This is a genomic window from Bacillus sp. L381, assembly GCF_030284525.1.
GTDB lineage: Bacteria > Bacillota > Bacilli > Bacillales > Bacillaceae > Bacillus > Bacillus amyloliquefaciens.
Map to the genome: position 1 here is coordinate 681,569 of NZ_CP127224.1, position 21,549 is coordinate 703,117.

16 protein-coding genes and 2 pseudogenes are annotated in these 21,549 nt (G+C 45.2%); 10 read left to right on the forward strand and 8 right to left on the reverse strand.

Going from position 1 to position 21,549, the window contains the following annotated elements:
- The first annotated feature begins 9 nt into the window (after positions 1 to 9).
- The 3 genes from ligA to QRX25_RS03340 all read left to right on the forward strand — a co-directional run bounded on the left by ligA (position 10) and on the right by QRX25_RS03340 (position 4,461).
- Entirely contained in the window at positions 10 to 2,016 is a 2,007-nt protein-coding gene (gene ligA / locus QRX25_RS03330; protein ID WP_115998093.1) for an NAD-dependent DNA ligase LigA, read from the forward strand.
- A 15-nt stretch (positions 2,017 to 2,031) separates the two neighbouring features.
- Complete coding sequence (locus tag QRX25_RS03335; protein ID WP_013351295.1) at positions 2,032 to 3,228, forward strand: CamS family sex pheromone protein; 1,197 nt, start codon at positions 2,032 to 2,034, stop codon at positions 3,226 to 3,228.
- Positions 3,229 to 3,465: 237 nt separating this feature from the next.
- A complete protein-coding gene (locus QRX25_RS03340) occupies positions 3,466 to 4,461 on the forward strand; it encodes a phosphotransferase enzyme family protein (RefSeq protein WP_115998092.1) in 996 nt (331 codons plus the stop codon).
- 36 nt (positions 4,462 to 4,497) lie between these two features.
- Here the strand turns inward: QRX25_RS03340 and QRX25_RS03345 are convergent, their stop codons facing one another.
- Both QRX25_RS03345 and putP read right to left on the reverse strand, forming a co-directional pair.
- Entirely contained in the window at positions 4,498 to 5,190 is a 693-nt protein-coding gene (locus QRX25_RS03345) for an MgtC/SapB family protein (RefSeq protein WP_115998091.1), read from the reverse strand.
- 120 nt (positions 5,191 to 5,310) lie between these two features.
- Positions 5,311 to 6,789 (reverse strand): sodium/proline symporter PutP, encoded by a 1,479-nt coding sequence (gene putP, locus QRX25_RS03350; RefSeq protein WP_065523182.1) that lies wholly within the window; start codon positions 6,787 to 6,789, stop codon positions 5,311 to 5,313.
- 421 nt (positions 6,790 to 7,210) lie between these two features.
- Here putP and gatC point away from each other — a divergent pair, with 421 nt between their 5' ends.
- The 3 genes from gatC to gatB are packed head-to-tail and all read left to right on the forward strand — an operon-like array spanning position 7,211 to position 10,417.
- On the forward strand, positions 7,211 to 7,501 hold the full coding sequence (gene gatC / locus QRX25_RS03355; protein ID WP_003155732.1) for an Asp-tRNA(Asn)/Glu-tRNA(Gln) amidotransferase subunit GatC: 291 nt from the start codon (positions 7,211 to 7,213) through the stop codon (positions 7,499 to 7,501).
- Positions 7,502 to 7,515: 14 nt separating this feature from the next.
- Positions 7,516 to 8,973, forward strand: coding sequence for an Asp-tRNA(Asn)/Glu-tRNA(Gln) amidotransferase subunit GatA (gene gatA, locus QRX25_RS03360; RefSeq protein ID WP_065980886.1), 1,458 nt, complete (start codon positions 7,516 to 7,518; stop codon positions 8,971 to 8,973).
- A 13-nt stretch (positions 8,974 to 8,986) separates the two neighbouring features.
- The gene (gene gatB / locus QRX25_RS03365) at positions 8,987 to 10,417 is read left to right on the forward strand and encodes an Asp-tRNA(Asn)/Glu-tRNA(Gln) amidotransferase subunit GatB (RefSeq protein ID WP_003155730.1); all 1,431 of its coding nucleotides are present in this window, start codon (positions 8,987 to 8,989) and stop codon (positions 10,415 to 10,417) included.
- Positions 10,418 to 10,450: 33 nt separating this feature from the next.
- Here gatB and QRX25_RS03370 read toward each other — a convergent pair whose 3' ends face one another.
- Positions 10,451 to 11,305 (reverse strand): TetR/AcrR family transcriptional regulator, encoded by an 855-nt coding sequence (locus QRX25_RS03370; protein ID WP_212100542.1) that lies wholly within the window; start codon positions 11,303 to 11,305, stop codon positions 10,451 to 10,453.
- A gap of 129 nt (positions 11,306 to 11,434) precedes the next feature.
- Between QRX25_RS03370 and QRX25_RS03375 the strand changes: the two genes are divergently transcribed.
- The 4 genes from QRX25_RS03375 (at position 11,435) to QRX25_RS03390 (ending at position 18,429) form a co-directional block, all read left to right on the forward strand.
- A complete protein-coding gene (locus tag QRX25_RS03375; protein ID WP_212101638.1) occupies positions 11,435 to 14,578 on the forward strand; it encodes an efflux RND transporter permease subunit in 3,144 nt (1,047 codons plus the stop codon).
- 152 nt (positions 14,579 to 14,730) lie between these two features.
- Complete coding sequence (locus tag QRX25_RS03380; protein ID WP_061520231.1) at positions 14,731 to 15,642, forward strand: diacylglycerol kinase; 912 nt, start codon at positions 14,731 to 14,733, stop codon at positions 15,640 to 15,642.
- A 145-nt stretch (positions 15,643 to 15,787) separates the two neighbouring features.
- Positions 15,788 to 17,167 (forward strand): 23S rRNA (uracil(1939)-C(5))-methyltransferase RlmD, encoded by a 1,380-nt coding sequence (gene rlmD / locus QRX25_RS03385; protein ID WP_212100545.1) that lies wholly within the window; start codon positions 15,788 to 15,790, stop codon positions 17,165 to 17,167.
- Between the two features lie 95 nt (positions 17,168 to 17,262).
- Positions 17,263 to 18,429, forward strand: coding sequence for a hypothetical protein (locus QRX25_RS03390; RefSeq protein WP_212100548.1), 1,167 nt, complete (start codon positions 17,263 to 17,265; stop codon positions 18,427 to 18,429).
- A gap of 377 nt (positions 18,430 to 18,806) precedes the next feature.
- On the opposite strand, the gene QRX25_RS03395 is transcribed toward QRX25_RS03390, so the two are convergent.
- From QRX25_RS03395 to QRX25_RS03415, 5 genes and pseudogenes are all read right to left on the reverse strand, one after another.
- Positions 18,807 to 19,277: a TIGR01741 family protein gene (locus QRX25_RS03395; RefSeq protein ID WP_115998084.1), complete on the reverse strand. Its 471-nt coding sequence runs from the start codon at positions 19,275 to 19,277 to the stop codon at positions 18,807 to 18,809.
- The gene (locus QRX25_RS03400) at positions 19,267 to 19,740 is read right to left on the reverse strand and encodes an antitoxin YezG family protein (RefSeq protein ID WP_212100550.1); all 474 of its coding nucleotides are present in this window, start codon (positions 19,738 to 19,740) and stop codon (positions 19,267 to 19,269) included. Before QRX25_RS03400 ends, QRX25_RS03395 begins: the two co-directional genes overlap by 11 nt.
- 6 nt (positions 19,741 to 19,746) lie before the next feature.
- Positions 19,747 to 20,370: pseudogene (locus tag QRX25_RS03405) on the reverse strand (DNA/RNA non-specific endonuclease); the annotation flags it as partial.
- Between the two features lie 267 nt (positions 20,371 to 20,637).
- Positions 20,638 to 21,036 (reverse strand): immunity 22 family protein, encoded by a 399-nt coding sequence (locus QRX25_RS03410; RefSeq protein WP_212100553.1) that lies wholly within the window; start codon positions 21,034 to 21,036, stop codon positions 20,638 to 20,640.
- Between the two features lie 29 nt (positions 21,037 to 21,065).
- Positions 21,066 to 21,545, reverse strand: a pseudogene (locus tag QRX25_RS03415) (T7SS effector LXG polymorphic toxin); the annotation flags it as partial.
- Between the last annotated feature and the right edge of the window lie 4 nt (positions 21,546 to 21,549).

A 21,549-nucleotide genomic window follows, 5' to 3' on the forward strand; every position in this document is an offset into this window, starting at 1 on the left:
AAGAACATGATGGACAAAGAAACAGCGAAACACCGGGCAGATGAATTGCGCCGCACCATCGATCAGTACAGTTACGAATATTACACCTTAGATGAACCGAGTGTACCGGATTCCGAGTATGACAGACTGATGCAGGAGCTGATTGCCATAGAAGAAGAGCACCCGGAGCTCAGAACGCCTGACTCGCCCACACAGCGGATCGGGGGAGCGGTGCTTGAATCATTTCAAAAAGTGCAGCACGGCACGCCGATGCTCAGTCTCGGCAACGCATTTAACGATGATGATCTTCGCGATTTTGACCGCCGCGTCCGTCAGGCTGTCGGTGACGGCGTCGCTTACAATGTGGAGCTGAAAATAGACGGTCTTGCTGTTTCTCTCCGTTATGAAGACGGCTATTTCGTCAGAGGCGCGACAAGAGGAGACGGAACAACAGGCGAAGATATTACGGAAAACTTAAAAACGATCCGCAACATTCCGCTGAAAATGAAACGAAACCTTTCCATAGAAGTGCGCGGAGAGGCGTTCATGCCGAAACAGTCATTTGAAGCGCTCAATGAAGAACGTCTGAAACATGAAGAGGAGCCGTTCGCCAACCCCCGGAATGCTGCTGCGGGCTCACTCAGACAGCTCGATCCGAAAATTGCAGCGAAACGAAATCTTGACATCTTCGTCTACAGTATAGCGGAGCTTGACGAAATGGGTGTGGAAACACAGAGTCAGGGCCTGGATTTTCTGGATGAGCTCGGTTTTAAAACAAACCAGGAACGGAAACAATGCGCCACGATAGATGAAGTAATTGAAATGATCGAAGAGCTGCAGGCGAAGCGGGCCGACCTCCCGTATGAAATTGACGGAATCGTCATCAAAGTCGATTCGCTCGACCAGCAGGAAGAGCTCGGGTATACGGCAAAAAGCCCGCGCTGGGCGATTGCATATAAATTCCCGGCAGAAGAGGTCGTGACAAAACTTCTCGATATCGAACTGAATGTCGGAAGAACGGGCGTCATTACGCCGACTGCCGTTCTGGAACCGGTAAAAGTCGCGGGAACGACGGTCTCAAGAGCATCCCTTCATAACGAAGATTTAATTAAAGAGAAGGATATCCGCATTCTCGATAAAGTGGTCATTAAAAAAGCGGGCGACATTATCCCTGAGGTCGTCAATGTCTTAATTGAACAGCGGACCGGAGAAGAAAAAGAATTCAATATGCCGACCGTCTGCCCTGAATGCGAAAGCGAGCTTGTGCGCATTGAAGGAGAAGTCGCGCTGCGCTGCATCAATCCGGAATGTCCGGCGCAAATCAGAGAAGGCCTGATTCACTTTGTTTCACGCAACGCGATGAATATTGACGGACTCGGAGAACGTGTCATCACACAGCTTTTCCGTGAACATCTCGTCCGTAATGTCGCTGATTTATATAAGCTGACAAAAGAACAGGTCATCCGGCTTGAACGGATGGGGGAAAAATCAACTGATAATCTGATCAGCTCCATCCAAAAATCGAAAGAGAATTCGTTGGAACGTCTGCTGTTCGGTCTCGGCATCCGTTTTATCGGCTCAAAAGCGGCCAAAACACTCGCCATGCATTTTGAAAGCCTGGAAAATCTGAAACAAGCCACGGAAGAAGAGCTGCTGGCAGTAGATGAAATCGGTGAAAAGATGGCCGATGCCGTTATCACCTATTTCCGTAAAGAAGAAATGCTTGAGCTTTTGAATGAACTGGAAGAGCTCGGTGTGAACACACTCTATAAAGGCCCGAAAAAAGTAAAAGCGGAGGACAGCGACTCTTATTTTGCCGGCAAAACCATCGTGTTAACCGGAAAGCTTGAAGAGCTGTCCAGAAATGAAGCCAAAGCGAAGATTGAAGCGCTCGGCGGAAAGCTGACGGGATCTGTCAGCAAAAAAACAGACTTGCTGATTGCCGGAGAAGCGGCCGGAAGCAAGCTGACAAAAGCGCAGGAATTAAACATTGAAGTATGGAATGAAGCGCAGCTATTGGGAGAGCTAAAGAAATAAGAGGAGTGTTTTCTATTGAAAAAGATGTTGGCATTGGCGGCGACGGCAACGGCGGCAGTATTGATGCTGTCAGCCTGTTCGCCGAGTTTCGGGGGAAACAAAGAGGAAGAGATCACTCAGAAAACGGCAAAGTCTTCTGAAAAAGCGATCATACCGAAATATAATATCTCTGATTCCTACTATAAGATGGTGCTTCCGTTTAAGGCCGGAAAAGCGCGCGGCCTGACCGCGGACCGGCTGAATACGAGGCTGGACATCGATGAATTCGAGACGGGACTGATGCGGCTCGCCCAAGACACGTTCCCGACGGATGACTATTTGTATCAGGAAGGCCAGTATTTAGATGAGGACACGGTACTCAGCTGGCTTGACCGCAAAAAAGAAGGCAGTGATCTGAAAAAGGCGAAAAAGGCAGACGCCAATTTCCAGAATCTCGGCTTAAATCCGGTGCTGCCAAACTCGGGATCGGCAAAAGAGAAAAACGAAAACAGCCCGATTTACTTAGCGTCTATGCTCGAGCAGGATTACTTAGTAAGAAAAGATAAAAATAGCATCCAGCTTGGCGGTATCATGATCGGTCTCGCTCTGAACTCTGTATACTATTATCGCGAAAATACAGGGGATCCGCAGCAGGAAGTGGAGCTCAGCGACAAAACGATCCGCAGTCATGGTGAAGAAATCGCCCAGGAAGTCGTTAACCGTCTCCGGAAAATGGATAACCTGAAAAATGTGCCGATTACCGTCGCCCTTTATAAACAAGCGCCGAAGACATCAATCGTACCGGGGAATTACATTGCGAAAACAGAAGTCAAAGCCGGCTCATCCACCATTTCAAACTGGGATGATGTCAAAGAAAAGTACGTGTTCTATCCGGCTGATACTGACACGGCAAAGAAATACCCTGACGATTCCGAAGTGTTTAAACGCTTCAAAAATGCTATCGACAGCTACTTCCCGAACTATACCGGAGTAGTCGGAACGGCGATGTACGAAAATGATGAAATGAGAAAAATGAAAATTGAAATCCCGATGCAATTTTACGGGAAAAGCGAAGTCATCGCCTTTACCCAATACTTAACGGGTGAGCTGATGGATTATTATTCAAAAGGCTCAGTCGATGTCGAAATCAACATCACCTCATCAGACGGCCAGGAAGCGCTTATCGTCCGCAATGCGGGTGACAAAGAACCGACCGTCCATATTTACGATTAACCAAGATGCCCTTGTTCATTTCTATATGAGCAAGGGTTTTTTATTGTGTATATCGTTGGTGAGAGAGATGAGGTATGTTATGATATTTGTATAATTAGGGATTAACAGGAAAATACATTTCGTTTATAGGCGGAGTTTACTAATCTGCTATGAACAAAAGAAGGGCAGGAATGTTGATGAATGACATTTGCTGAGTACTCACGTCACCGACAAAAGTTAAGAAGAGGGTGAATCAGCATGCATAAAGATATTCAAGCGATTTTTGAGGAAGATAAGGTGCTGGCCAAAGCCGGTGAAATATACGGATTTACAAAGTTTCAATTTATTGCGGATGCAGAGAATTACGTATACGAAATTGTAAAAGATAATCAAGCTTATATCTTAAAAATTACGCATACGATCCGCAGAACACCGGAATATATTCTCGGAGAAATGGAATGGCTTCATCATCTGACAAAGGGCGGGCTTTCGGCAGCAAAACCGATTCCTTCATTAAACGGCAGAGATGTCGAAGAAGTGCCGGACGGAAAAGGCGGAGCGTTTTTATTAAGAGTTTATGAAAAAGCACCCGGACGCAAAGTGGAGGAATCAGATTGGAACGGGACTCTGTTTTATGAGCTTGGCAAGTATACGGGGAACATGCATCGGCTGACGAAAAGCTACCGTCTGAGCGACCCGAAATATAAAAGGCAAGAATGGGATGAAGAGGAGCAGCTGAAGCTCAGAAAATACGTGCCCGAAGATCAGCACCTCGTATTCGAGCGGGCGGATGCTTTAATGGAAGAACTGCGGCGATTGCCGAAGAACCCGGAAAACTACGGCCTTGTGCACGCCGATTTGCACCATGGCAATTTTAACTGGGACAACGGAAAAATCACTGCATTTGATTTTGATGACAGCGGCTACAATTGGTTTGTGAATGATATCAGCATTTTGCTTTACAATATTTTGTGGTATCCGGTCATCCCGTATGAAGACAAGGCTGCATTTACGGAGGAGTTTATGACTCATTTTATGAAAGGATATAAGGAAGAAAATGATCTCGATCCCGTATGGCTTGAGAAAATCCCGGATTTCCTCCGCCTGCGCCATATGCTGATCTACGGATTATTGCATCAGGCGTTTGACCTTGACTCACTTGGGGATGAAGAGCTTGAGATGCTGAAAGGCTTCAGGCGTGATATTGAAAACGAAACACCGATTACTGAATATAATTTTACCTCCTTCGTATAAAAAGAAAAACGCCGGCTGAATCCAGCCCGGCGTTTTTTATAACGTATCACACTTCACTCCGACGACACCCTGGATTTCTTTAATATCGTAATACACGTCAGTGGTGTAGCGGTTTTTATGGACACTGATCTTCACTTCCATAATCGGATTTTCTGTTTCACGCAGATCGTCAATCCGGACCGAGTGAATGCGGAGCTGTTTGCTTTTCATTTCCTTTAAAATCTCGGTCATTTTGTCTTTGTCGGAAAGAGACATCCTCACGCGGATATCTTTCTCCTTCAAGCGATTGGGGCCGACTTTTCTGATCAGCCACGGAAGAAATTCCACGCTGATCAGGATAAACAAGAGGCTTGCGAACGCCTCCTTATAAAAGCCGGCGCCTGTGGCCAGACCCAGCCCGGCTGCGCCCCAAATGATAGCCGATGTCGTCAGACCGGAAATGACGTCATTGCTTTTGCGCAAGATCACGCCCGCACCGATAAAACCGACACCGGAAATGATTTGGGCGGGAAGGCGGAGCGGGTCCATCATGATACGGTAATATTTCGGAAAGTGATATGCCGCATTAATGCTGACGATCGTCAGCATACAGGAGCTGACGGCGATGACGATACAAGTTTTCAGTCCTAACGGTTTATTTTTCAACTCACGCTCAAGACCGATGATCATGCCGATCAGCGTGGCAATTCCCAGCTTTAATAAAATGTCCGGATCGATAGGCCAGCTCAATTTACACAGCACCTCCGCAGTTTTTCTTATAGTAAATTGATATGATTTTCTCACAGTATTTATAGCAGGACAAGTGCGCAAGAAAAAAGCCGTCAGGGATAAGATCTGACGGCTTTTTGTCTATTTCTTGTTTTTCAAAAGAGCTTCCATCCGGCTGAACAGCTGATAAGAAGCATCGGCCGGTTTTTTGGTCAGCAGGCTGACGGCAATACCGGCAATCAGACTGAGGAAGAACCCCGGGATGATTTCGTATACGCCGGTTGAAGCGGCAAGCCCTGTCGTAATCCAGATCAAAACGGCCGCGGCTCCGGTAATCATCGCCGCAAGCGCTCCCCATTCATTCATTCGTTTCCAGTACAGACTGAGCAAGAGCGCCGGGCCGATAGCCGAACCGAAGCCTGCCCACGCATAGCCGACCAGGTCAAGAATGGTGCTGTTCGGATTCAAGGAAAGCAAAATGGCGATAACGGCCACGATCAATACCGACAAGCGTCCGGTCATGACCAATTCTTTATCGCTCGCTTCCCGTCTGAAAAAGGCGCGGTATAAATCTTCCGTAATGGCGCTTGCCGTTACGAGAAGCTGTGACGAGATGGAACTCATAATCGCCGCTAAAATCGCGGACAGCAAGAAGCCCGTAATCAGCGGATGGAATAAGATTTTAGAAAAAATAATGAAAATCGTTTCCGGATCTTTTACGGAGACTCCGAAGTGATGAGAATAAGCAACCCCGATAATCCCGGTAAGCAATGAACCGACAACTGAAATAGCCATCCAGCTCATCCCGATTCTGCGGGCGGGTTTTAAATCCTTCACTTCTTTAATCGCCATAAATCGTACGATGATATGGGGCTGGCCGTAATAACCGAGTCCCCATGCCAAATAAGAAATAATGCTAATGACGCTCGCGCCTTTAAAGATATCCAATAGTTTCGGGTTTACGGCGTTGATCGAATCAATCGTCGTCGAAACGCTCCCGAGCTGGGTAAAAGCAACGATCGGCACAAGCACTAATGCCGCAAACATGATCGCTCCCTGTACGAAGTCAGTCAGGCTGACAGCAAGGAAACCGCCAAACAGCGTGTAAAGCACAACAACACCGGCCGTTAAAAATAAACCGAATTTGTAGTCGGCGCCGAATGCCGATTCGAATAACCTGCCTCCGGATACCATTCCGGACGATGTGTACAGTGTGAAAAAGATCATAATAATCACGGCGGAAACAATTTTCAGCAATGATGACGAATGGCGGAACCGTTTATCGAAGAAATCGGGAATCGTAATCGCATCATCCGCAACTTCCGTATACGCGCGCAGCCTCGGAGCAAGCAGCAGATAATTTGAATACGCGCCGATCGTCAAACCGAGCGCCAGCCATAAGGTTGATAAGCCCGTTGCGAACATTGCGCCGGGAACCCCCATCAGCATCCATGCGCTCATATCTGCAGCACCCGCGGACAGCGCCGTTACGAACGGGCCGAGTCCTCTTCCGCCCAGCATGTAATCATTGATATTCGTTGTCTTCCTGAATGCGTACCAGCCGATTAACAGCATGGCAGCAAAATAAATCCCAAGAGATATAATTAATTCAATACTCACGTTTTTGGACCCTCTCTTCTTTCAAGTAAATGTTGCATCACCTCTGTAGATTAGTAGTGCCGGAATTTTGCGCCGGCGGTGAGCCTTTAGTCATCATTACATGCGGATCGCATGATTTTGTGCAGGCTATGGTTACTAAACCTAACAAAGTATCCCCGATCAATCAACTCTCGAAACCCGGCCCATTCAAGGAAAAAATCCCCGCCAACATAGAACAGCTTAAAGATGAAAACGCTACCAATGAATTATAAAAGTAAAAATTTTCTGACATATAATTCGTTTCTCTTTCTCCCCGATTTAGGATAAAATAGAGAGGGTTTCATCATGCCTCAGAAGGCGGCGTTTTGTTGCTTTAGAGGGCTCGTTTTTGATATGATCAGTATTATATGACGAAACGGAGAATTATGCGGAGGTGGATCTTATGTCACGAATTTCTATAGAAGAAGTAAAGCATGTCGCTCATTTGGCGAGACTCGCCATTACGGATGAAGAAGCTGAAATGTTCACAGAACAGCTTGACAGCATCATCTCGTTTGCCGAGGAGCTTAATGAAGTGGACACGGATAACGTGGAACCGACAACACACGTGCTGAAAATGAAAAACGTAATGAGAGAAGATGAAGCGGGTAAAGGCCTTCCGGTCGAGGATGTCATGAAAAATGCTCCCGATCATAAAGACGGCTATGTCCGTGTGCCATCTATTCTGGATTAAAGGAGGGAGACAGTATGTCATTATTTGATCACAAAATCACAGAACTGAAACAAATGATACATAAAAAAGACATCAAGATTTCCGATCTTGTTGATGAATCTTACAAACGGATCGCATCCGTGGATGATAAGGTGCAGGCGTTTTTGCAGCTTGATGAAGAGAGAGCCCGCGCTTACGCGAAAGAGCTTGACGAAGCGGTTGACGGACGGTCTGAACACGGTCTTCTCTTCGGAATGCCGATCGGCGTCAAAGACAACATTGTGACAAAAGGGCTTCGCACAACATGCTCAAGCAAAATCCTCGAAAACTTCGATCCGATTTACGATGCGACGGTAGTGGAGCGCCTTCAAGCCGCTGAAGCCGTCACAATCGGTAAGCTGAATATGGACGAGTTCGCGATGGGTTCTTCTACTGAAAACTCCGCGTACAAAGCGACGAAAAACCCTTGGAATCTTGATACGGTTCCCGGCGGATCAAGCGGCGGTTCCGCAGCTGCGGTTGCAGCGGGCGAAGTGCCGTTTTCACTCGGATCTGATACGGGCGGCTCCATTCGCCAGCCTGCTTCTTTCTGCGGCGTCGTCGGATTAAAGCCTACATACGGACGCGTGTCACGTTACGGTTTGGTCGCTTTTGCGTCTTCATTAGACCAGATCGGACCGATCACAAGAACCGTGGAAGATAACGCATTCCTGCTTCAGGCAATTTCAGGTCCGGACAAAATGGACTCTACGAGCGCCAATGTCGAAGTGCCGGACTTTCTTTCTTCATTAACGGGCGATATTAAAGGCTTAAAAATCGCCGTACCGAAAGAATATCTCGGAGAAGGCGTCGGCAAAGAAGCGAAAGAATCCGTTTTAGCCGCTTTAAAAGTGCTTGAAGGACTCGGAGCGACATGGGAAGAAGTATCTCTGCCGCACAGCAAATACGCGCTTGCAACGTATTATCTGCTGTCATCATCCGAAGCATCCGCGAACCTTGCGCGCTTTGACGGCATCCGCTACGGATACCGCTCAGACAATGCGGACAACCTGATCGATCTTTATAAACAGACACGCTCTGAAGGCTTCGGCAACGAAGTGAAGCGCCGCATCATGCTCGGCACCTTCGCGCTCAGCTCAGGCTACTATGACGCGTATTACAAAAAAGCGCAAAAAGTGCGCACGCTCATTAAAAAAGATTTTGAAGACGTATTTGAGAAATACGATGTCATCGTCGGACCGACAACACCGACACCGGCATTCAAAATCGGCGAAAAAACCAGCGATCCGCTCACAATGTACGCCAACGATATTTTAACGATCCCTGTCAACCTCGCGGGTGTGCCGGGAATCAGCGTGCCGTGCGGATTTGCGGACGGACTGCCGCTCGGCCTGCAAATCATCGGAAAACACTTCGATGAAAGCACTGTATATCGTGTCGCTCATGCTTTTGAGCAGGCAACAGATCATCATAAAGCGAAACCTGAACTGTAAGGGGTGAAATGAAGTGAACTTTGAAACGGTAATCGGACTTGAAGTCCATGTGGAATTAAAAACAAAATCTAAAATTTTCTCAAGCTCACCGACGCCATTCGGCGCGGAAGCGAATACCCAAACGAGCGTCATCGACCTCGGCTATCCCGGCGTGCTGCCCGTTTTAAACAAAGAAGCGGTCGAATTCGCGATGAAAGCCGCAATGGCATTGAACTGTGAAATCGCAACGGATACGAAGTTTGACCGGAAAAACTATTTCTACCCGGACAACCCGAAGGCATATCAAATTTCTCAATTTGACAAGCCGATCGGCGAAAACGGCTGGATCGAAATCGAAGTCGGCGGAAAAACGAAAAAAATCGGCATTACCCGTCTTCACCTTGAAGAAGATGCGGGAAAACTGACGCATACGGGCGACGGCTATTCCCTCGTTGACTTCAACCGCCAAGGCACACCGCTTGTCGAGATTGTATCTGAGCCGGATATCCGCACACCGGAGGAAGCTTACGCATACCTCGAAAAGCTGAAATCAATTATCCAATACACAGGCGTTTCCGACTGTAAAATGGAAGAAGGTTCACTGCGCTGTGATGCCAACATTTCCCTTCGTCCGATCGGCCAGGAGAAATTCGGCACAAAAACAGAGCTGAAAAACCTGAACTCCTTCGCGTTCGTGCAAAAAGGCCTTGAGCATGAAGAGAAACGCCAAGAGCAGGTGCTTCTGTCAGGCGGAGTCATTCAGCAGGAGACGCGCCGCTACGATGAAGCGACGAAAAAAACCATTTTGATGCGTGTCAAAGAGGGTTCGGATGACTATCGCTATTTCCCAGAGCCTGACCTTGTCGAGCTCTACATTGATGACGAATGGAAAGAACGCGTAAGAGCAACCATTCCTGAGCTTCCGGACGAGCGCCGCAAGCGTTATATCGAAGAGCTCGGCCTGCCGGCTTATGACGCAATGGTGCTGACGCTGACGAAAGAAATGGCTGATTTCTTCGAAGAAACGGTCAATAAAGGCGCAGAAGCCAAACAGGCATCAAACTGGCTGATGGGTGAAGTGTCAGCTTACCTGAACGCCGAACAAAAAGAGCTTGAGGATGTCGCGCTGACTCCGGAAGGCCTTGCCGGCATGATTAAGCTGATTGAAAAAGGGACTATTTCATCTAAAATCGCGAAAAAAGTCTTCAAAGAATTAATTGAAAAAGGCGGCGACGCTGAAAAAATCGTCAAAGAAAAAGGCCTCGTGCAGATTTCTGACGAAAGCGTGCTTCTGAAGCTGGTGACAGATGCGCTTGACAGCAACCCGCAGTCAATTGAGGACTTCAAAAACGGAAAAGACCGCGCGATCGGCTTCCTTGTCGGGCAGATTATGAAAGCCTCAAAAGGACAGGCCAACCCGCCGATGGTCAACAAGATCTTACTTGAAGAAATCAAAAAACGATAAAAAAAGCAGCCGCCTGTAAGGGCGCTGCTTTTTTTATATGGTAAGGCTGAAATGGGTTTCAATGGAAGCCCGCAGTGTTTCAATCTGTTCATTTCCGCTGCCTGCCAAATTGGACAGCATTCCTTTAATAATCGGTTTTCGAGGCTCTTCCTTCTGGCATTCCTCTTCAATGACTTCAAGCGATACGAGAACGTCCTCAGGCAGCCCCTGCTGCGCTTTTGCCATTTGAATATCCGCGAGCAGTTTTTCTCTGTCCGCCGTGGGCTGAGTAAAGATATCCTCAGGTATAAGCGGATCGGGATTGTCTTTTATCAGTCCCGTAATCAGATCATCAATCCTGGCAATCAGAAAGGCCGCCACATTTTCCGTCTGAAATGCCGTATTTTCATTGAAAATCAAGAAATGAATATAAGAGCTTACAATTCCTTGCGCCATAACGGATGCATCCGCCAGAAACGGTGTGACGGCATCTCCGTAAACGGAGAGCAGAGCATCCCGGTACAGCATGTTAAATTGAATATTGGCCTCATGAAAATACTGTTTTACCTTTTGATTTTCGGGAATGACCTTTTCGCTCAGCAAGAGAATGATAAAATCCTTGTGCTCCATAAATTCCCGGAATTGATAAGCAATTTGTTTTTGGAATACGTCCTTAGGCGGTTTATGCTGATGTTCTGTTTTGATTTTCTTTATTTCTTCCATAGACATGCCGATGTAATACTCACATGCTGACAGCAAAAGGTCTTCTTTTGATTTGAAATGAAGGTAGAAAGCACCTTTTGAGATCCCGCACTCACCGGCGATTTCCTGAATTGTTGTTGAAGAAAACCCCTTTTTGGCAAATAAATGGATGCCTGTTTTAATGATTTTCTCTTTTTTTTCGTTCATGACGTGCTTCCCCTTAATCCTTGAAAAATTTAGAAAAATTTACTGCCTTATCGGTTGACGATGTTGAGTTATACCGTTTAGTATTATATAGAATGACCAGTCAGTCAATAAAAAATAACGGAGGACATGATGAACCACATTATTAACTTTGTACTGAAGAACAAATTCGCAGTTTGGCTGATGACGATTATCGTTACTGTAGCAGGGCTGTATGCCGGTCTGAATATGAAGCAGGAATCCATACCGGACGTCAACATGCCTTACCTCTCAGTAAATACGACTTATCCCGGAGCTGCTCCGAGTCAAGTTGCGGATGATGTGACAAAACCGATCGAGCAAGCGGTGCAGAATTTAGAAGGAGTGAACGTCGTATCGTCCACATCCTCTGAAAACGTCTCATCGGTTATGATTGAATATGATTACAACAAGGATATGGACAAGGCGAAAACCGAAGTCGCTGAAGCGCTGGATAATGTCAGCCTTCCCGACGACGCGAAAAAACCCGACATTTCCCGTTACAGCATCAACTCTTTCCCGATTTTGACGCTCAGTGTGACAAGCGGCAAAAGCTCGCTTGAAGATCTGACCAAAAATGTGGAAAACACTCTCGTTCCTAAGCTTGAAGGCATCCAGGGCGTTGCGTCCGTGCAAGTTTCCGGACAGCAGGAAGAGCAGGTGGAATTCTCTTTCAAAGACAAAAAAATGAAAGAGTACGGACTTGATGAAGATACCGTCAAGAAAGTGATCCAAGGCTCTGACGTCAATACGCCGCTTGGATTATACACATTCGGCAACAAGGAAAAATCAGTTGTTGTTAACGGAAATATTACGTCAATTAAAGATCTGAAAGATATGAGAATTCCGGTCACATCTTCTTCCGCGGCTCAAGGTCAAGCGGGCGGCGCGGGTGCGGCATCTGCGGCGGACGCTCAGGCTGCTCAGCAGGCACAGCAAAGCGCGGCTGCAGGGGTTCCGACGGTCAAGCTTTCTGATATTGCCGACATTAAAGATGTGAAAAAAGCAGAATCCATTTCCCGCACGAACGGAAAGGACAGCATCGGAATTAATATCGTAAAAGCCAATGACGCCAACACGGTAGAAGTGGCCGATGCGATTAAAGATGAACTGAATCAATACAAAAAAGACCATAAAGGGTTCAAGTACAGCTCGACACTTGATATGGCAGAGCCGATTACAGAGTCAGTGGATACGATGTTAAGCAAAGCGATTTTCGGCGCGATCTTTGCGGTCGTAATCATTCTCTTATTCTTAAGAGATATTAAATCAACGATGATTTCTATCGTTTCCATCCCGCTGTCACTGCTGATTGCGCTTCTCGTGCTGAATCAGCTTGATGTCACTTTAAACATTATGACGCTCGGTGCGATGACGGTCGCCATCGGACGGGTAGTCGATGACTCCATTGTCGTTATCGAAAACATTTACCGCCGCATGAGGCTGAAAGATGAGCCTTTACGCGGAAAGCAATTGGTGCGTGAAGCGACGAAAGAAATGTTTAAACCGATCATGTCATCAACGATCGTAACCATTGCCGTATTCCTGCCGCTTGCCATGGTCGGCGGACAGATCGGTGAACTGTTTATGCCGTTTGCATTAACAATCGTCTTTGCGCTTGCCGCATCACTGTTGATTTCCATCACATTGGTGCCGATGCTTGCGCACAGTTTATTCAAAAAATCGCTCACAGGCGCGCCTGTTAAAGCGAAAGAGCATAAGCCGGGCAGATTGGCCGATTTCTATAAAAAAGTGCTGAATTGGTCATTAAGCCATAAATGGATTACATCCATCATCGCGGTTCTGATGCTTGTCGGCAGTTTATTCCTCGTACCGCTTATCGGCGCGAGCTATCTGCCGGCGCAAGCGGACAAAACGATGCAGCTCACATATACGCCTGAACCGGGCGAAACGAAAAGCGAAGCTGAAAAAGCTGCGCAAAAAGCGGAAGACATGCTGCTTAAACGCAAACATGTCGATACCGTCCAGTATTCATTAGGCTCGCAAAGCCCGCTCGGCGGAAGCTCAAACGGCGCATTGTTCTACGTGAAATACGAGGAAGACACACCTGATTTTGACAAAGAAAAAGACAATGTCTTAAAAGAAATCAAAAAAACATCCAGCCGCGGCGAATGGAAAACGCAAAATTTCAGTTCGTCAGGCAACAACAACGAATTAACGTACTATGTGTACGGAGATTCAGAGTCTGATATTAAAGGCACGGTCAAAGAAATCGAAGGCATCATGAAAAAGCAGAAGGATCTGAAGGACATAAACTCAGGCCTTTCCAGCACATATGATGAGTACACGTTCGTCGCTGACCAGGAGAAGCTCAGCAAGCTCGGCTTAACGGCTTCGCAAATCTCCCAGGCCCTGATGTCCCAAACGTCACAGTCTCCTTTGACAACTGTGAAAAAAGACGGCAAAGAGCTTGACGTGAATATCAAGACTGAAAAAGACCAGTATAAGAGTGTAAAAGAATTAGAGGATAAAACCATCACATCGCCTGCAGGCCAAGAAGTAAAAATCGGCGATGTGGCGAAAGTGAAAAACGGCACGACATCTGATACCATTTCCAGACGCGACGGCAAAGTATACGCTGACGTAACGGCAACTGTCACTTCTGACAACATCACGAAGGTGTCATCAGCCGTTCAAAAGAAAGTTGACAAACTGGATAAGCCGGACAATGTCTCCATTGATACCGGCGGTGTATCAGCGGATATTGCTGATTCCTTTACGAAACTCGGCTTAGCGATGCTTGCAGCAGTCGCCATCGTATACCTCGTTCTTGTGATCACGTTCGGCGGAGCATTAGCGCCGTTTGCGATTCTGTTCTCGCTTCCGTTTACGGTCATCGGCGCATTAGTCGGACTGTATGTATCCGGAGAGACAGTCAGCCTGAATGCCATGATCGGTATGCTGATGCTGATCGGAATCGTCGTCACAAATGCGATTGTCTTAATTGACCGCGTCATCCATAAAGAAGCGGAAGGCTTATCGACGAGAGAGGCGCTCCTTGAAGCCGGCTCTACGAGATTGCGTCCGATTCTGATGACGGCGATCGCGACAATCGGCGCCCTGCTTCCATTGGCATTGGGCTTCGAAGGCGGAAGCCAGGTCATTTCTAAAGGGCTCGGTGTCACCGTTATCGGCGGTTTAATCAGTTCGACTCTGCTTACCCTTCTGATTGTGCCGATCGTATATGAAGTATTGGTGAAATTCCGTAAGAAAAAACCTGGAACGGAAGAAGAGTAAGACAGCGGGCCTTGGCTCCTTAAATGGAGCCGGGGCCTTTTTTCTTCTGCCAATTCCTGTACATATTGTTGCGATTTTCTCAAGTCATAGTATAATTAAAGGTTGTTAGTGTTAATAATGGATCGGATACTCTTAAGTAGGATGATGAGATAATGAAACGTGCACGCATAATATACAATCCGACTTCAGGACGTGAGCTTTTTAAGAAAAATCTTGCCCAAGTCCTGCAAAAATTTGAACAAGCCGGTTATGAAACCTCCACCCATGCCACCACATGCGCGGGAGATGCCACTCATGCCGCAAAAGAAGCCGCTTTGCGGGAGTTTGACCTGATTATCGCAGCCGGCGGAGACGGAACGATTAATGAAGTCGTCAACGGCCTTGCGCCGTTAGACAAACGCCCGACGCTTGGCATCATTCCGGTCGGCACGACAAATGACTTCGCCAGAGCGCTGGGCATTCCGAGAGAGAATATACTGAATGCCGCTGATACCGTCATTAACGGCGTAGCCCGCCCGATCGACATCGGCCAGGTGAACGGACAGTACTTTATCAACATCGCCGGCGGAGGCCGTCTGACGGAGCTGACGTATGATGTGCCGAGCAAACTGAAAACGATGCTCGGCCAGCTTGCTTATTATTTAAAAGGAATGGAAATGCTGCCTTCACTTCGTCCGACAGAAGTCGAGATTGAATATGACGGCAAGCTGTTTCAAGGCGAAATCATGCTGTTTTTAGTAACGCTGACCAACTCGGTCGGCGGATTCGAGAAGCTGGCCCCTGATTCCAGCCTGAATGACGGCATGTTTGATTTAATTATTTTGAAAAAAGCCAATCTCGCGGAGTTTATCAGAGTCGCGAGCATGGCGCTCAGAGGCGATCATATTAATGATCAGCACATTATTTACACAAAAGCGAACCGCGTGAAAGTCAATGTATCAGAAAAGATGCAGCTGAACCTGGACGGTGAGTACGGCGGCATGCTGCCAGGCGAATTCGTGAATCTGTACCGGCATATTCACGTCGTCATGCCGAAGGAGAAAGCGGAACAGCTGGATGATTAATACGCGGACAAAATCCTAAAACAGTATTCGTTTTAGGATTTTGTCATCTTTTCAGCGTGATCGGAAACCTTTGAAGGCCTGACAGATTTGAAGGTTTGCCAGCACGCTGAAACAAGGCTATTGGTAAAACTAGAGGTGATTATAGATGAAAATGAAACCCCCGGTAGAAAAAAATGAATACTATGACGTGACATTTGAGGATTTGACGCACGAAGGAGCGGGCGTCGCAAAGGTTCAGGGCTTCCCGATCTTTGTGCCGAATGTCCTGCCCGAGGAAAAAGCGCAAATCAAAGTGACACGCGTCAAAAAAGGCTTCGCTTTCGGCCGCTTAATCGAGCTGAAGGAAGAAAGCCCGCACAGAACGGATGCCCCGTGCCCGATCTACAAGCAATGCGGAGGCTGCCAGCTTCAGCACATGACCTACGAAGGCCAGCTCTTGTTTAAACAGAAACAAGTCAAAGACGTTTTAGAACGGATCGGCAAGCTGGATCTGTCCAATGTCACCGTGCACCCGACACTCGGCATGGAAGACCCGTGGAACTACAGAAACAAAGCACAGGTGCCGGTAGGGGAAAGAGAAGGCGGACTCGTCGCCGGATTCTACCAGCAAAGAAGCCATGACATCATCGACATGAGCGCCTGCCTGATCCAGCAGTCCAAAAACGACGAAGCCGTCCAAGCGGTTAAAGACATCTGCGCAGCATACGGCGTCAAAGCCTACAACGAAGAACGCCACAAAGGCTGGCTCCGCCATATCATGGTCAGATACGGCGTCGTCACAGGCGAAATGATGATCGTCTTCATCACAAGAACAAGCGATTTTCCGCACAAAGCGAAGATCATCGAAGACATCACGGCGCAATTTCCGCACGTCAAATCAATCGTGCAAAACATCAACCCAAACAAAACAAACGTAATCTTCGGCAACGAAACAAACGTCATCTGGGGCGAAGAATACATCTATGACCTCATCGGAGACGTCAAATTCGCCATCTCCGCCAGATCGTTCTATCAGGTCAACCCGGAACAGACAAAGGTGCTCTACGACAAAGCGCTTGAGTACGCGGAGCTGCAAGGGGAAGAAACCGTCATCGACGCCTACTGCGGCATCGGAACCATTTCTCTTTTCTTGGCGAAGCAGGCGAAAAAAGTATACGGCGTCGAAATCGTGCCGGAAGCAATTGAGGACGCGAAACGCAATGCTGAGCTGAACGGCATCACAAACGCCGAATTCGCAGTCGGAGAAGCCGAAACCGTGATTCCAAAGTGGTACGAAGAAGGCATCACGGCAGATACGCTGGTCGTCGATCCGCCAAGAAAGGGCTGCGACGAAGCGCTTCTGCGGACGATCGTCGAGATGAAACCGAAGCGGGTGGTGTACGTGTCATGTAATCCAGGCACGCTTGCAAGAGACCTGCGGGTGCTTGAGGACGGCGGGTATCAGACGCTCGAAGTGCAGCCTGTGGATATGTTTCCGCATACGAATCATGTGGAGTGTTGTTCACTGCTAGTGAGAAAAGATTAAACGAGATGTCACAGTGTCAGAACCCTTCCAACATAGTGGAAGGGTTCTATGTTTGTGTAGGGGATTATAATGTAAATGAGTTAGGAGTGGTACACATGGGCGGCGGTTTATATGGACACAGAAATATTGAAGATGAGCGATTAAAGGAATGGATAAAAACGTGGAAAGCGGAGAATTACATTCATTTTTTTAGTAATTATTACGGAGTCGGAATGAACGCTGAGTTTAAAGACTCTTTGGCTAAGCAAGTTGAACTAGTGATACAAGAGTCTTCAAGTATCACTGTTTCAAAGGATAGATACTTGTTCGATGAAGTCATGAAATATATGACTCCTGAAATGTTTTATTGCTATTTTAGATATGACAGTTCAACTGCTTATTGTGGTAATTATTATGAAGTGTTGATTGAATTTGCTGATGAATTAACTAAGAAAAAGTTAATTAAGGGCTATGACTATGTACAAACAGGCGGAATAACATTAGAAAAGAATGGTGAAGTGATAGGACATATTGGTCAAATGAGTGACCTTTTTTGGCACACGTTTTATGACCAGTATATTGTAGAGGATTATGGTGCAATAGAGCATGCGAGAAACAATGGCAAGGATATTACCCTACAAGTTTGGAATGACAAAGTTTTTGAAAATACAGAGCAGTTTTACAAATTCATTGAACAGATTTTGTTTGAATGTAATGTTAATCTAGGCTTTGGTTTCAAGATGTCAAGATTTGAAAATGAAAGTAAATTAAAAGGGCATACGTCTAATACTAAACTATGCTTAAGTAATATTGAATTAGAGGAAACCCCCCTAAGATATTTTAACTTTGCTAACTATACTAAGATACCACGACATAAATACTTAGCTTATTATCAGGTTATTGAATTTTTCTTTACAAGAGCCGTCAGGAAAGCGAGGTTTCCTCAACCAAACGAACTCTTAATAGTAAAATACATAGCAACTAATTCAATAACTGAATTAGAAGTAGTTACATGGCTTGACGACATTAAGAGCAGGGGTAAGCACTATACAAAACCTTCGGAGAAATACCCTGCACTTTTTCCTTTGGAAGCTACAGAAATTGTTGAGTCAGTAGCAAAACGGATTTATTTAATAAGGTGTTCGTTGGTTCATTCAAAAGAAGCACCTAATGATGTTAATTTCATACCTAATCTTAATGATGAAATAATAGATAAGGAAATATCACTTATCAAGTATGTTGCAGAGAAAGTATTGTATAAATGGAGTAATGCTCCCGAATAGTCGAGGGTATGATTATGGCAAATCCATTTTTAAACAAAAAGAAAGTCCGTGTATGTCGTAACAATAGAGACAATGTAAAGTTATGGATGTCCCTATTTCTACTGGTAACTGACGCAATTCTCCGATGTGGTATTCTCGTTTAATTCTTGAGGAAATATAGAAGTTTATCAATCTTGGTCTCAGCAGATGAAAAGATTAAATGAGCCACTTTACCTGAAAATTTGGCTCTATAATCCGAATTTTATTAATTCACAATAGGTTGTCGCTTTTCGTGTGTGCTTAAATTATTACGGCAATACATATAATAGTTTAAATTTTTATATTAGATGGGTTTATAAAAAAATAGCCCAGCAGAGAGAGCTGAGCTATTTTTAAATTTATAGACCGAAGTAGTTTATTACAAATTCTTTGTCGTCCTCATCTTTAGGCGATATCCCTAAATTTTGATATTTCCAAACATCTCGTCTTTGAAGGTCATCAAGTTCAGATGATAAAACATCATCATAATTATAATCAATTGAAAACTTTCTGGTGTTTTCTAATTTTAAAGTGAGATTAGTCCAAATATCTTGGTTGCCTAGTTTAAATTCTTCTTTTAATTCTTCAAATAGCTCTTGAAGTTCAATTAGCAGTTGATCGTAAATCTCTTCACTCACATCAAAGTGTTCAGGTATATAATGAGAAAATAAATAATTACTGTTATTTGGTGTTGTAAAATAAAAGTATATATCCGCTGAGTCATCAAGTATTTCAGCATATAAAACGATCTTTTCCCATTGAGATGGAATCATTTCATTTAGATGTTCAGCAATCTTTTGATATAGTTCACCCATTTTTTCATTGTTCATTTAGATATTGTTCAAGGAACTTTCTGCTGCTCTCGCTTATTGGCGTAATTCCCAAGTGCTTATATTCCCAAATTACTTGTCGCTCAGTATCAGTATATTTTGAAGCGAGTACATCTTCATAATCATAATCAATTGAGAATTCACCGTTTCTATCTAAATTTAGTGTGAGGTTAGTCCAAATATCTGAGGATTGCTTTTTAAATTCATCCCTTAATTCATCAAATAAATCTTGAAGGTCTAGTAGCATATTTTTGTAAATTCGATTACTTACTTGAAAATGTTCTGGAATATCGTGTGAATAAATATATTCTTCGTCTTCTTGTGTGTTAAAGAAAAAATAAACTTCTCTGGAGTCGTCCAAAATTTCGGCATATAAAGTAACCCTCATCCATTCGGAGGGAATCATATCATTTATTTTTTCAGCAATCTTTTGATATAGTTGTTCCATTTTTGTAGTTTCCATTTTCACTCAGCCTCCAATTTGGTTTCTAATTGTGATGCTCTTTGTTCTTTCTTCTCCAATTTTATATGTTATATCAAATAAAGTGGGTCTTAACGAATCACCCTCATACACATTTTCAATTGTGATCGTAACCTTTTTTGGAGGCTCTTCTTTAAGCGCTTGCGACCATGCCTGTTCTAACTTATACCATTTCCCGCCGCTCCTATTAATCTGAGAGTTCATCGGCACGATATTGTCGAACTGGCCTGAGCCTTTGAATTGAGTGGCGATTAGGTGGCCTCCGTCGTCATCTGTCAGACGGTCTGGTTTACCTGCTTTTGACTGCGCATATTGGTTGCGTTTTGCTTCTTCCAGCTGCAAGTCTGCTTTGACACTTGTAATTCTACCATAGTTGTCAGGTGGTGTATGTGTAGCCTTCTTTTGTTTTGTAGATGACATTCGGCTTCAATACTTTCTTTCTGTTCCAGTTCGCAAAATGCTCGCCGTATTTGACCGTTACCGGCGGTACATGCGTGCCGGTGTCCGTCTGCCGCTTGCGGAAGTTCCGTACGGTTTCGGCAGTACCACTTTGGCGAATGCTTGTAGTGCTTCTTTTAAACTTTTGCTGTTAACTGTGTTGTAAGGCACTCCTTCGACGGTGCATAGAGTGGATGATAGTGAAGAATAACCTCCAGTTATAGTTACTTTGTTTGTGAGAGAACGCCTCTCCTTTTGTTTATCTATGGATATTTATAGTTAGGTTTTACATGCAAACAAAAAAGGCCTCTGAAAAAAAGAGAGCCTTCTTCTAGTCATCCTACTTTTTATCTTCTTCCAAGTAGTATGAATAACCATCTAATAAAATCTCTACATTATGAAAATGTAATTCTGAATTATTTTTTATTATTATTTTTTCTTTTATACATAGGAAACTGCTCCAATAAATTTAAATGAATAGTTTTTTGCGTTTATTTCTTTCTCCCTGCCGTCATATTCAAAATTATATAAAAGAACAGCGGCATTGATTTGTTCAGGGAGTGTGGTACCTCCTACCATGTCTTCGAAACGAGGTAAGATGACACTATCGTATGAACAGCCGTCAATTAGTGCAGGTAAATTGTTACGATTATTTTCATGAGCAACTTTTTCTATAAAATCTTCATCTAAATCATCGATATCTATATCAAAGTCAATTAAAAATTGGGAAGGAAAAAAATCACCTTCATCTTCATTGTAAACTAATTCAACATATTTACTTAATGATTCATTATCTTTTATACTTCCGATCCATAATGATACGTAATTTTGGCGTTCCATATAACCTCCTATTATTTAATCCTCAATCCTTTTGGCAGGGCTTCCACTCCACCTTTGTCAGCTGAAGACAGCTTCTGATCTGTGCTCTCGGTTGAAAACAATTCGAGCGAGATGATGTCTTCGATCACTCCGAGTATGGAGCGCATATCCTTTTTCTGCTCTTCCATAATCGCCTTTGATTTACTCAGGGCGTGAGTGAGCTCGTGTTCCAGAAATGATTCCTCCACATGCGAACTGGAAAGTCCGGCATCTTCGTCTTTGCCGGGAAGGCTTGTAAGAAACGCGATTTTCATCTCGATCAGATCAAGCCAGCTGTCTGTGACGCCAGCGTGGTCCTAGAAAAAGGCTTTGATGTTATTTGCTCCCCGGCCTGAGAAATCATTGTCACCAAGATCAGCAATGCCTTGAAACGCTTTTTTCAGATTAACCATCTGGCCGCGCAGTTCTTTGTATTCACTCGCGCGCTGTTTTGCGGCAGCCAAGGGGGTGGTTGCTTCGAAAACTTTCATGACC

What these genes read in the sequence shown, in the direction of transcription:
- rlmD (WP_212100545.1), top strand. Translation starts at nt 15,788, where the DNA reads ATGAAAATGAAACCCCCGGTAGAAAAAAATGAATACTATGACGTGACA.
- QRX25_RS03410 (WP_212100553.1), bottom strand. Translation starts at nt 21,036, where the DNA reads ATGGAACGCCAAAATTACGTATCATTATGGATCGGAAGTATAAAAGAT.
- gatA (WP_065980886.1), top strand. Translation starts at nt 7,516, where the DNA reads ATGTCATTATTTGATCACAAAATCACAGAACTGAAACAAATGATACAT.
- QRX25_RS03375 (WP_212101638.1), top strand. Translation starts at nt 11,435, where the DNA reads ATGAACCACATTATTAACTTTGTACTGAAGAACAAATTCGCAGTTTGG.
- QRX25_RS03390 (WP_212100548.1), top strand. Translation starts at nt 17,263, where the DNA reads ATGGGCGGCGGTTTATATGGACACAGAAATATTGAAGATGAGCGATTA.
- QRX25_RS03380 (WP_061520231.1), top strand. Translation starts at nt 14,731, where the DNA reads ATGAAACGTGCACGCATAATATACAATCCGACTTCAGGACGTGAGCTT.
- gatC (WP_003155732.1), top strand. Translation starts at nt 7,211, where the DNA reads ATGTCACGAATTTCTATAGAAGAAGTAAAGCATGTCGCTCATTTGGCG.
- QRX25_RS03370 (WP_212100542.1), bottom strand. Translation starts at nt 11,305, where the DNA reads ATGAACGAAAAAAAAGAGAAAATCATTAAAACAGGCATCCATTTATTT.
- QRX25_RS03400 (WP_212100550.1), bottom strand. Translation starts at nt 19,740, where the DNA reads ATGGAAACTACAAAAATGGAACAACTATATCAAAAGATTGCTGAAAAA.
- ligA (WP_115998093.1), top strand. Translation starts at nt 10, where the DNA reads ATGGACAAAGAAACAGCGAAACACCGGGCAGATGAATTGCGCCGCACC.
- QRX25_RS03395 (WP_115998084.1), bottom strand. Translation starts at nt 19,277, where the DNA reads ATGAACAATGAAAAAATGGGTGAACTATATCAAAAGATTGCTGAACAT.
- QRX25_RS03340 (WP_115998092.1), top strand. Translation starts at nt 3,466, where the DNA reads ATGCATAAAGATATTCAAGCGATTTTTGAGGAAGATAAGGTGCTGGCC.